9 protein-coding genes are annotated in these 11,692 nt (G+C 37.5%); all 9 read right to left on the reverse strand.

The window, feature by feature from the left end:
* Window positions 1-410: 410 nt before the first annotated feature.
* Complete coding sequence (locus tag CXF76_RS08120) at window positions 411-695, reverse strand: addiction module antidote protein (protein WP_101163405.1); 285 nt, start codon at window positions 693-695, stop codon at window positions 411-413.
* 493 nt (window positions 696-1,188) lie between these two features.
* Window positions 1,189-1,497: a hypothetical protein gene (locus CXF76_RS08125; RefSeq protein WP_101163406.1), complete on the reverse strand. Its 309-nt coding sequence runs from the start codon at window positions 1,495-1,497 to the stop codon at window positions 1,189-1,191.
* Window positions 1,498-1,623: 126 nt separating this feature from the next.
* On the reverse strand, window positions 1,624-3,816 hold the full coding sequence (locus tag CXF76_RS08130; RefSeq protein ID WP_101163407.1) for a hypothetical protein: 2,193 nt from the start codon (window positions 3,814-3,816) through the stop codon (window positions 1,624-1,626).
* 253 nt (window positions 3,817-4,069) lie between these two features.
* Window positions 4,070-4,468 carry an MbcA/ParS/Xre antitoxin family protein gene (locus CXF76_RS08135; protein WP_101163408.1) on the reverse strand — a complete coding sequence of 133 codons (399 nt, stop codon included), beginning with the start codon at window positions 4,466-4,468 and terminating at the stop codon, window positions 4,070-4,072.
* Window positions 4,469-4,478: 10 nt separating this feature from the next.
* Window positions 4,479-5,894 carry a TnsD family Tn7-like transposition protein gene (locus CXF76_RS08140; RefSeq protein WP_101163409.1) on the reverse strand — a complete coding sequence of 472 codons (1,416 nt, stop codon included), beginning with the start codon at window positions 5,892-5,894 and terminating at the stop codon, window positions 4,479-4,481.
* Window positions 5,895-5,921: 27 nt separating this feature from the next.
* Window positions 5,922-6,917 carry a TniQ family protein gene (locus CXF76_RS08145; protein WP_101163410.1) on the reverse strand — a complete coding sequence of 332 codons (996 nt, stop codon included), beginning with the start codon at window positions 6,915-6,917 and terminating at the stop codon, window positions 5,922-5,924.
* A 4-nt stretch (window positions 6,918-6,921) separates the two neighbouring features.
* Window positions 6,922-8,355 (reverse strand): ATP-binding protein, encoded by a 1,434-nt coding sequence (locus CXF76_RS08150; protein ID WP_101163411.1) that lies wholly within the window; start codon window positions 8,353-8,355, stop codon window positions 6,922-6,924.
* A complete protein-coding gene (locus CXF76_RS08155) occupies window positions 8,355-10,562 on the reverse strand; it encodes a hypothetical protein (RefSeq protein WP_101163412.1) in 2,208 nt (735 codons plus the stop codon). Before CXF76_RS08155 ends, CXF76_RS08150 begins: the two co-directional genes overlap by 1 nt.
* A gap of 6 nt (window positions 10,563-10,568) precedes the next feature.
* Window positions 10,569-11,369, reverse strand: coding sequence for a TnsA endonuclease N-terminal domain-containing protein (locus tag CXF76_RS08160; protein ID WP_101163413.1), 801 nt, complete (start codon window positions 11,367-11,369; stop codon window positions 10,569-10,571).
* Between the last annotated feature and the right edge of the window lie 323 nt (window positions 11,370-11,692).

Consider the following 11,692-nt stretch of genomic DNA (forward strand, 5'->3'; position numbering starts at 1 on the left):
CACATCAATTAATTATTTGAAGGATTAAGCGTGATGCTCGGGTGCGCTGAGAGGTGACGAATAACCGAAGCGCAGCTTCGCAGTATGAGGAAGTGAAGGCATGGATGCCGACAGTAACCCTGCTTCAAGGATGAGTTACTAGCAGCAGAGTTAAGTTTGAAAATCTATAGCCCCGCGTTGGCTCACCAAGCCAGCGCGACAAAACCTTGAATAAGGTTTCTAATATTTAAAAGTACGAAACGTATTCGCGTTATAATTGATGATACCCTCAAACACCTATTCAAATACTTATTCGGGCTGCCGCCCGCGCGTCAGCAAGCTTAACGCCTACAATAAATAACACATACTCTTGGCTTTTGAGGGAGTAAGTATATTTTTGATTGGTTAGGTTTCGTTGCATACTACCTAGCCTATGCTACTTGTGTTGTAAGGCGAAAATTAAGTGCTCTCATCACTTTAAAAATAGTTTCCCAACGTGGCTTGGTTTTACCGTTAACGGCTTTATATAAGCTTTCACGGTTTAACCCCGTTGCTTTAGCAATATCACTCACGCCATGCTTTTTAACTAATAAGCCAAGTGCTTCAATAAAGGTATTTGGATCATCATCAGCTAAACACTCTTCTAAAAATGTATTAATTTCTTGCTGTGTTTCCATATAGTCAAACGGGTTAAAGTCTGATGTTTGTAGCGACATAGTAATTACTCCAATTTATTCAACTTGCTGAACAAATGTAGCCCAAAGGCTACAAGCGCACAATGTTATTTATAACTTTTGGGCTATCGCCCGCGCGTCAGCAAGCTAAGCGCCTACAATAAATAACACATACTCTTGGGTTGTGAGCGAGTAAGTATATTTGTGATTCGTTGGGTTTTGTTTCACTCTTCCCAACCTACGTTCATATGATTAATGGCGAATCACCACACACAAAAAAGCCGTTGCATTGCTGCAACGGCTTTTATAATTTTGATAAATTCCCAAACTATAGTGGAACTTACTACCCATTAAAGGTCAAAAAAATTAGTCTGTTGATCAGAGTTGTTATAGATTGGGAAAATGCAGTTTTTTAGACCGCATTTTTCGTTATAGAGTTTTTAGTTATAAATTGGGAATTTTAGTAGGATTTAATCATTCCCAATCTAAGCGTGATTATTATAGTTTGGGAATAACGGTCAATCATAACTACTCATTATCTATATTTTGGTTTTCTCAAATGCCAACCACTACCTACGGGACACCTATAAGCTTCGAGTTCTCGATTGGAGCGCTCATAGAAGTCATCAGCAGAGCTTTCCGCTTCGATAGAACTACCGAAAATTCGCTTTTTTATACCATCACCAGAGACACAATTTTTACAAGTTGTACTGCCGGACTGAGCTATTCGTGTTTGGGCATGATGGTCATCTGATCCAAATTTCAACATTTGGTAGTTAGAATCAATATCAGCTTCTATTTGCCCAATGTGTTTTTTAAATAAATTTTCAGAAAAATTATGCATACGTATACTCCTTGACTGGTCATATTGACCGTAAAGTTTTTACATGGCGGACGGCTAGCGTCAAAGTAAGAGCATCAGGCTCTAGTACACCAAGTTTAGTTATTTAGATTGAAGGTAAATAATAAGTTATGGGTTGCGCATTAGGTTACGCCTAGTTCTCACGGCCTTTTCAGAGTCAATTTCATGACCTAACTCAGTTCGCTGACACATAAGAAGCCACCATTCAGCAGCAATAATGCTTCTTTTTATATCTTGAACTGAAGAGTCTTTCTTAGCGTGTCGTCGAACAGCCTTATAACACTCACTGGCAATAGCTCGCACATCTTCATTGGGATCTGATTTTTTAGTGAAGTTGACTGTTTTATGGACTTGTCCATTTAAGTCTAAACCTAATTCAGAAAGAGCTTTTAAGTAACCTTGTCTCCAAACTGAAGATTGCTCTGTTACTTGGCTCGTTTCATATTTATCATCTTTCACTTTTTCACCTCTACGAAGACGCAGTCGGCTTAGGAAAAATTCGGCTAATTGTTGGGAGAATTGCAAATAAAAGTCTTTTTGAACTTGCTCATGTTTAGCTATTGTAAGGCTTCTGTTCTCATTTATTTTTTTTGTACAGTGCTCTGCTGCTAACTGTTTTAAAGAGTCGTACCATTTGCTAAAACCTTTACGCTTAAACGAATAGTCAAACTTTGAAAGCGACTCATCAGAAAAAGGCTCGATAGAAGAGCGCATTAGCAGAAGGCGATGTCGTAAAGCTTTATCTGGTGCAGAACGATCTAAAAAACTAAGTAACCTATCAAGTTTTTGATGGTATGTTTCTAGATGTTCTTTATTCTCTTCTTTTACGATTTCTCCACGTATTATCCCAATGCTTTTATCTATATAGGGAACCATCTTTTCCCGTTCTAGCCTGTCAATTGCAGTAACAGCCCAATCAGGTATTAAAGCTTTAGGAAAACCCTTCGCGTCAACCAAGTCGGTAAAAAGTTCATTCCACCAAGTAGCGCATTCTGGATATAAATCTTCAGATCGACGGCTATTAAAAGGAATTGAACAAGATAAAATTAATAGTTTACTTTGATAGTCTAACTCTTCTAGAGCGGCTAAAAATACTTTTTCCCATAAGGTGAAATACTTACCATAACCCCATAAATCAACGCTATTCTTTAATTCACCTCGAAACTGACTAGGTTTTGATTCAAGCAATCTTCGAAAATCTTCTTTTATAGAAAATTCAATCCAAGCCGATATCTGTAGCGGTTTCAATTTTAAACAAAACTCATGATGAGCATTGTCTTGACGCTTATATAAATCATTAATATTTGAGCTGTTTTGGTTATAGTGCTTCTCAAAGTTACGATACGTAAACGTTCTAAAGTATCCGTCTAGCTCTTGTGCCCACTGCACATGCTCTTCGGATGGAACTTTATCTAAAGTAGTATTTATATATAATAACTCTTGAAGCTTTAGCTTAGTGTTTTCAAGCCATTCATAATTTAAATTTTGAGGTTCATCACTATCTATAAGTCTAAGAGATATTGAATAATCAAGATTAGAAAAGGACTTATTGTAAGTGTATAAAAAATCGGACCACTTATAATTAAATCTACCAGCTTGAGAGTCGTAAGTTATCCATGCCCTTATAAAATCTAAACCACGAATTATATTAGCTGAAGTATTAGTTACCGCTTCACTTTGAGGCCCTTGTACGATGTTTGAAGTCGTTATATAAGTCATTGCATTATATAAGTAATTGCTATCTAGAAACCTTAAATTATTTGATATTTCATCAAAGAAACTCCAAAGCAGGAAAGCTCTATCTCTATTATTTAACAAACATAATGAAGTATCATCAAAAAATGCTTTAGTGAGGCAGTGATCCTTTCCATACAACCATGATGAAAACATTATGTAGCTTCCACATTTATCCATACCGTCATTAAATAATCCAAACAGTGCGTTAGGATAATAAATGTCAGCTACGTCCTTTAAAAAAACAATTATTGGCTCATCATCTAAAGGGAGTTGATAATATCCGTAATAACATGAAATACTATTTACAATAGTTTTCTGTTGAGTCAATAAAATAGAAATGCACTTTGCGGGCTCAGATATATGGGATTTAGTCTCATTTAAAGCATCTTCAAGAACTAATACACCTCCAAATACATTTTCCCATGTATCTGAAAAGTGTTTAATCATTAATGTTCTGAAATTGCCTTGTATATCAAACTCATCTAGAGCTTGTATAAAGCGTTCTTTAGGGTCGTTTTTTTCATCGAAGGTGATATTGCCAAAAGGCGCATCAATCCTGCACATAGTATTCTCCAAAAATAATGAAGTTAGGTTTCACATAAAGTATCCGGTATAACCGGTTTGCAGCTGAAACCTCCCGTGCAATAGATAGGGAGCGGAGTATAAAGTTAGAGCAAACATGCTCTGTAGCCGACTGCAATTTAGTCTCTTTTTAAGGTAAATAAATTCCTCAGCGAAGTCAACAACTTCTGTAAGGAATAATTCTAATTTTTAAAGATTAGAATGGTTTTTCTCACTATTCACTGATAGTTTCAATTCAATGGATAAAGTTAAATGGACCATCAACAAACTCTCTAACTTGCTTCAATTGCTCTATATTTCCACTAAGCATAAAATCTAAAGCAGATTGACCATTAAACTCTGGGTTGGGTTTATTCACCCACTTATCAGCCCAAATACGGTCGTTAAATGTCAAGCCTAGCCCTTTGTAGATACCAATAATGTAAGAGATCCGTATAACCACATCACGATTCATGGTTTCAACGTTTCCCTGTTGCCATTGCTCAAACTCACTATTTTTAGGGCTACCTAAAAGTACTTGTCGTTGATCTAAATTAACACCCCATGCATCCATAATATTTAGAAATACCTTTAATGCTACCCGAGCCGCTTTTCTCGGATCTTGTTGCAGTATATTATTTGTATGCTTATCCATATTCTCTCTCTTACTTGTTGTTGAAGTATGTTTTTTTTAAATCGTTTAACCACTCCCTATCGTGCTTATAAAGCCACATATACTCTTTATCTATTACTTTTCTAACTCTAGAAATAGATGGCCTAACAAGCGTGTATAGCGCTGAGATAATAGCCTGCCGTGCGGTTCTTCTGCGGGTATAGAACCTAATGCGTTGACGCAATATTTTAATAGCAGTTTGGCCAACCAGCACTTGCTCTATATCACCTACTGACAAGTTAAAAGTTTCAGCGAGTATCTGAGTTGGCTTTCCTATCATTAACTGTATCAAGATAGATCTACGCATTGAGCGGCCAACTTTTCGGTCATTCTCATATAGTGCTATGCCATGCTTGATGGCAACACTTCGAACGGTTGCAGCACTTACATTCGCATGACGAATGACACCCCTTAAATGCATGCCTGAACTCAATAACTTTAATGTTTTACTATGGCGCCCCTCGTCAATATTTGCTTGTGAAGTCGCTGGCTTAGCTTTACTAGTAAGTAAGCTTTCCCCTTGGCAATAAGCCACTATAAAATCACCAAAATGATCGAACAAAAAACTAATAATTAATACATGCTTGATGGGATGGTGACTTGAGTCATCGTGATAAAAAATGTTAGCTGGGAAGCCATATTCGGATGAAGAGTCCAACAAGTTTTTTACTCGCTCATCATGCATCAGCGAAGAAAAATACACTCTCATTTCATTGCGCCATTTTATATGTCGCACCGCTTTAGTTGTAGCAAAGCCTCTGTTAATGAGTCTCACGGCATATACTCGACCAAGCTTGATAGGATCGAATGAATAACCGTTAACGAGGTAGCTATTAAATCCTGCTATTTTGAGTAAAACTGGGTTTGTGCAATGAAAAGCTGCTCTCCCTGTGTCGGGAAATACCAGCTGTTTACGTGCTTTTGGTTTTGATTCGAGCATGCACTCATGCTTTATACAGGCTAAAGAAAGCGGTAACTGATGCTCTGAAAGCCAATAAGCCTCTCCAAATAAAAACTCTTGTTCTAAGGCACAAACAGGGCAGTACTTATGCATATCTTTGTCCGTAATGCGGTTGGCTAATAACCCAAGCGCTTTAAATGCAGCACTACTATCGCCAGATTTTAAAAAATAACACGCCTGTTTTTTAACCCTATCGGAAGAGAAAGCAGAGTAATATTGAAACAGTGTGTGATTATCTATAAGGCAATCAACCGTGCATAATGTTAACGATGATAATTGACTTAAATAAGAAGGGAGAATTGAGCTGAGCTGAATATTTTTATTATCAAAAACATTTAGCATTGATTGCGAAAAAGACGTTGATACATCATTCAACACTATGCGTGACGCTATACTGTATATTGTTTCACCGGCATAAATTCGAGGGGATATCTGTATCATTCGCATAAGTCGTCCTTGATTTAGCTACTTTGATTATGCCGCACTATCTTGCTCAAACTCATATATACCCAATGGGGCTACAACGATTGGTAATTCACGCCTTACGTTTGACATATTTAGTCTGTATTCCATAGACATATCGAGTGCGTCACGCTTAAGAAATAAATCTAAGAGCATTAGATAGAGCATTGGGTGAAAGTGTATTTCTGGTTCTAAAAAGCGCATCAAACCACCTGATGAATCCATCGGATAGTGTCCTGATGTCAACTTACCCCACTCGAAATAATGAAGGTAGACAGAGCCATTAAAGCGCTTTGCTAGTATGTTCTGAAGATACTGTACTCGCTGCACCTGATATGGATTTTTTCTATCATAATAATAAACGCATACTTTTTGGCGAAGTAAATTCAGTACTCTGACTTTACGTTCCTCTTTTGGTATATCGTATAAATCAGTAACCCACTCCAATAAAGCTGCATCTTTATCTATATCACTTTGAGTTGCTATAGCAGGCTCAGAGCAAGTCGGTGGCAAACTGAAATTGAAGGAATCAACCTTTTCCAATAAGACCTCATGTTTACTACATACACGCTTATAGAAACGTTGATGAGCTACATGAAGGTAAGAAGTGCCATGTTTTTTCTCATCTTCATGTGCGCAAACTGGGCAATATCGCCAATGTTTATCTTGCGAAACGTTGAGAGCATTATTAAATTTAAATGCTGACAGCTCCTGCAATATGACTTCAATGCTTGAACCATCAAAAACTGACTCATCGAAGAATAAGTTATAGTCATTTATATTTGTAAATTTACAAATAAAGCTCGCTAATGAATACTTTGATGAAAATGCTTGCGCAAGCTCTGAATAAAGCGGTATCCATAACCGACGGGGTGAGTCCAATTTCGATTTATATTTTTTTACCTCCATCAATGATTCAAGGGTCGTGTACTGGCTCGCGTTAAACCAACGATAGGCAATACTTACGGCATGCTCTCCGGGCAGTGGAGTCGGTACTTGATACATCATCCCCTCACTCCTCCCCATAACTTGCGACAATTGAATCAGCATCTATCATTTCATCACCTTCGTTAATGCGTTCAACATTTGAAGCCGGTTTTAAATGATGTTCACTAGTACGTTTTCGAGCTGGCTTAGGAGTGTATGCCTCGGCTTCGGTGTAAAACTTAGAGACAGTTGCTTTTGGGTCATGAACATTATTTACTTTCTTTTTAGAGTTCACCACATCGTAGTCTTTTCGAAGCTTAGTAAGGGGCGCATGCCACGTTTCCATCCGTGCTCGATACACTTGTTTAAGCAGTTTTAAACAGTCAGGCTGCTTTCCTTTTTTTAAGAGCAAGTGGTAGTTGCGTATAAATGCAATTGAAAGTACTGATATGGCATCAGTTACCCCCACACATAATACAAGCAACTGTTTTTTAAATTCAATGCTGTTTACTTCACTATTTTCAAATAGTGAAGTCTGAAAGTAAGCAGAAAATAACTCTTCAAATTTTGGTGTATTTACATGCCATTGCTTAATTTTGATATGTGCAATAGAGTTTAATCGACGTACTGTTTGTAACTTAGTCGCTTTTGTTAGCGACTCACTTTCAGTACTGTTAAACGTTGTTAAAGCATCATCTGTTGTCGAAATAATAACTGGCACACCAATCTTGTTAAACAATGCTTCAATCTCTGGTAGCGTTGGGGCATCTTTGAAATTTGCTGAAGGGTTTAACACAAACTGCGCTTCATCTATGTGTATTAAACCGATGTTATATACAACAGCTGCCGTTTGCATTGCGTGAAAAAGTTGATCTATTGAGTCTCGTGCCTTTACAAAATCCCCCTTAATTTCACGGCCTAGTACGCGCTCTAACTCATTAAAAAAATTATGAGCAAGCGCTTTACGACTGCGGGATGACTGCATGTCAAACGACATCCATCCTACCTGTTGTATTTCAAACACTTGGCTACGGTATTTGGTGTGCTTAATAATCTGAGGAAATGTACTTAAGATACGACGAATTAATACTGTTTTGCCAATCCCCGCCTTTCCGCTGACTAAGATGCTTGGGGCGGTCGCTACATATTCGCTAGGTTGTAGCACATTAAATTTGCCTTTACTTTTTAAACGAGTACTAACAGTGTTAACTAAGCGACGGTTATCAGCACTCAGAGGGTTACGTTTTACGTAACATTTACGTATTTGCGTGTATAAACTTTCATATATTTGATATGCCTCTACCGTAGGAATATAAACCAACTTCAAATCATCGATACAGTCATTCGCATCCATCTGTGATAATGCATTAAAGTCCTCAGGAAAATACTTGAGCACATACATTAACTCAGTAAATTCACTTTCAGTTAGCGCAGAAGGCAGCGTTTCAATCAGCGGGTTACCTTGATATTTTTCAAGCGACTGAGTTTGATAATTCGCTTGAATTCTTTTTACTTCCATCAGTATACACCCTCATAATCATCGTCATCTTCGCTATCAAGCAGCTCGTTAGCCACCTTACTGACTGAACTGACTTGTATTAAATTAGCTAGCTTTTCAGCCTTTATTTGTTGCTCACCTTCAATCATGATTGCTTTACGCACTGCAATACCACCTTGAATCGTTTTTTGCGTATTTGGAGGCGCGTCTTTAAAGTCATTGTTCAAGCGATGCTCTATAGCTTGTTCAACTTCATGTTCAAAATTGACCAGCGCATTTTCTTTTTTATGCTCTAATTCTTTGCGATTTTCTTTTATTTGATTAAGTTGATATTCTGCTTGCAATTCAGTCATACCTTCATACATCTCATACTCTTTTTTGAGTGAGAGAGGCTGAAGTTCGCCTGCTTTATCTTTGAAGTAAATAGTGTCTACTGTGCCACCAAGGCTGATCACATCAATTTTAAAACGAGCACCTGTTGCTTTTGCAAACCATCCTTGTTTCTCAGCCCAGTCGCTGTAATACCCTAACCCATTAAAACTAATTGCGTTTCGATGAACTGTGGCCGTTAATTTCGGCATAAGAGCATAGACAAGCTTAGGTAGCTGCTTTTGTGACATTCTAAAACGCCCTAGAAACTCATCATTCACTAAGTGATTCCACATGGCTGACGGCGCTGGTATGACTTCGTTCATCGCCATTTCAACTGTTAATAAGCGTTCACGAAAGTTCAACGTGTTATGAATACAAATTGCTCTTATGATGAGTCGATGAACATCTTCGATTAAGAGAACAGCTCGCTGGGACGGATGCTGAATACCGGCGTCACGTCCTTTTTCTACTGCCCCAGGAATGTTGGCAAGAAAGCTTTGAATAATATCGATTAGATGTTCGACAGTCCCCTTTCCAGCTCCTTTTGCAGGTGGGCAATAATCGGCAATAGCAATACCTAAATCTTCTTTCAATACTACAGTGAACTGTTTAGGAGTATTCTCGCCACCATTATCAAGACGAATTGACAAAGGGAGATGTTGAGATGGCCAATGTTCATCATCGATATGAACATTGTATTGCTTTGCATACTCTTGCTTGTTTTGTGCACAGTTAACTAATGCCTCTGCAACACTTATCCATTTTGGTGAACTAAAACCAAGCGAATAACCCATCACCATCTGTGTTCTTACACACACTACGATACACAAAGTCGGCTTGCCCGCAGCTTCTATTTTTTCTTTATTCAGTGGGTAAGCAACATACAAAGGCAGCTCAGTTGAGTCTGACTCACAAAGCTGACCAGCACGAGTAGCCCCTTCAAAGGCGCTACCTGTCATATCTTTACGATTATTTTTATAAGCAGACTTACCTATTTTTAAAACTTGCTGCTGTTGCGGGTCAAATGCTTTATTAAATAAACGTTTGAATTGCTGATAATTAATTTTTTTAGATTCATCAACAGCAAGTTCAAAGTGTGTTTCTCCACCTCTTTCAACGACTACTTGATTGGAGCAGTGCTCTTTCAAAAACAGAATATGCAAATGCTTTAAACAAAACTTCCCATCCTTTTTATCAACACAGTTTCGAGCTGCAAGTCGTTGAACTTTTACAATGTCGCTTGGTTCGATCATTCTCGTCCTCAACGCAGGAAGAAGACGGCCCTTTGCCCCGGGTTTTGTTTTATAAACCCGCTTACAGTTACCCACATTCGCGTACCCAATTGGTAAAAGTGCATTCTTGCGACACCCATTCGAAATATAGCGATTCAATGCCCGTCGAATAGCTTTTTCATTAACGTTTAAATCAGCTGCATGCTCTGTAATTTGGTGTGCAAGCATGCCTTGCAAGTATTTTAAGATTTGCTCATCTGATTGAAATTGCTCTATCACAGACCAGCTCGCTTCACGCTTTTCCAACCATTTCGGACACTCTATACTTAACTTCTCATCACTTATGCACGAACGTTCATCATGCATATGAAACAAGCCACAACCGTCATCATCAAGCGATTGCTTAAAGAGCCTGTGCGCATGATTCATCGTTAGTGCAAGCGGTTTTTGCGGCTCAACTTTGCTTTTCATCTGCGTTAAATTTGTTATCACAAAGTATTGAGCGTATTCCGTACTCTCATCAATCACTCTTGAGACAAAAAACTCATCATCTGCATCAAATTTTGCTTTAAACTTTTCAACTCCAGCGGGCGTCAGTTGTAGTATGTCATTTACAGCAAGCATAAGTATCTAGCCCCACTTACTTAGCAAAGCGAGCTTAATCGGCTTATGCAACTTAATTTCTTGCATCAAATCGATTGGCAACGCATTTCTAAATATTGCGTTCGCCAAAAGTGTCATGCTATAAAATGGCTCTATATGCAGTGATGCAGATACTGCATTCAATGACTCTCGCAAGGTGTGGCTTGGATGTTCAATAACATCATCTAGAAGAGCAGTAACAAACTCGTTTATTTCATTTATGCATATGCTCTTATCGTATTTATCTATGTAATTTAATAAGTTATATGCTTTATCTTTTGATACATCACATCGTAAGATTTGCTCACTACGCACACCAAATCGTTTCCAATATGTTTCTGCAATCGCTAGTTTTTGGTTCGTACGATCTTGGTTTTGACCACCAATACTATATTTAAATGCATAAGCAACACGATACTCCGAGCCATTTTCATCACGGTATGTAATTAGTAAGTCAGTAGTAACAACAGTCAATTCACCGGTTAAGTGTTTGCGAGGATGGATAACACCGTGTGCATCAGCAATCTCTTGGGTGCGCACATAATCGAGCGGATATTGCTCTTTAATTTCAACAACATTCGGCTCAAACAGCTTTGTAATGTAAAGGTGCTTTTCACCTTGACTCATAAGTGTAATCACACGCTCCTGAACAGGACACCAAAAGATAGAGCGAGTACCAGCTGACATAAAAGTGCTTTTCACATACGGAATATGAACCCCAAGTTTTTTAGCTTCATTAAACTCTTTAATTCTTTTATTTGTCGATTCAGAAACATATAACTTTTTCATTTGAATAACTCTTGTTTAATTTTCTCTATTTTTAGTAATAGAACAAAATAAAAAGTTAAACAAGTAAAAACATGATTTTATTTAAACGTAACCACATGTTTTTAAATATCTTTTTTGCGTTTAAATATAAAAATAACCACTAATAAGATAAATAAACAGATAACACCAATAAATAAACTTTAAAGGTAATAGTACATTTTAAAAAATTAAAAAACACTATGAATTAACAACTTAAAAATAAGTCACTTAATTAAGATATCAATTTTATGTTATAAAATTTTCGCTATATAAAATCACTTACCCTTAAAATAAAGTAATTTGAA

The sequence above is a fragment of the Pseudoalteromonas sp. 78C3 genome (assembly GCF_002836695.1).
GTDB classification, from domain to species: Bacteria; Pseudomonadota; Gammaproteobacteria; order Enterobacterales; family Alteromonadaceae; genus Pseudoalteromonas; species Pseudoalteromonas arctica.

Excerpts from the sequence above, each read along its gene's own strand:
- CXF76_RS08155 (WP_101163412.1), bottom strand. The coding sequence starts at position 10,562 with ATGCTTGCTGTAAATGACATACTACAACTGACGCCCGCTGGAGTTGAA.
- CXF76_RS08140 (WP_101163409.1), bottom strand. The coding sequence starts at position 5,894 with ATGCGAATGATACAGATATCCCCTCGAATTTATGCCGGTGAAACAATA.
- CXF76_RS08160 (WP_101163413.1), bottom strand. The coding sequence starts at position 11,369 with ATGAAAAAGTTATATGTTTCTGAATCGACAAATAAAAGAATTAAAGAG.
- CXF76_RS08125 (WP_101163406.1), bottom strand. The coding sequence starts at position 1,497 with ATGCATAATTTTTCTGAAAATTTATTTAAAAAACACATTGGGCAAATA.
- CXF76_RS08145 (WP_101163410.1), bottom strand. The coding sequence starts at position 6,917 with ATGATGTATCAAGTACCGACTCCACTGCCCGGAGAGCATGCCGTAAGT.
- CXF76_RS08130 (WP_101163407.1), bottom strand. The coding sequence starts at position 3,816 with ATGTGCAGGATTGATGCGCCTTTTGGCAATATCACCTTCGATGAAAAA.
- CXF76_RS08120 (WP_101163405.1), bottom strand. The coding sequence starts at position 695 with ATGTCGCTACAAACATCAGACTTTAACCCGTTTGACTATATGGAAACA.
- CXF76_RS08150 (WP_101163411.1), bottom strand. The coding sequence starts at position 8,355 with ATGGAAGTAAAAAGAATTCAAGCGAATTATCAAACTCAGTCGCTTGAA.
- CXF76_RS08135 (WP_101163408.1), bottom strand. The coding sequence starts at position 4,468 with ATGGATAAGCATACAAATAATATACTGCAACAAGATCCGAGAAAAGCG.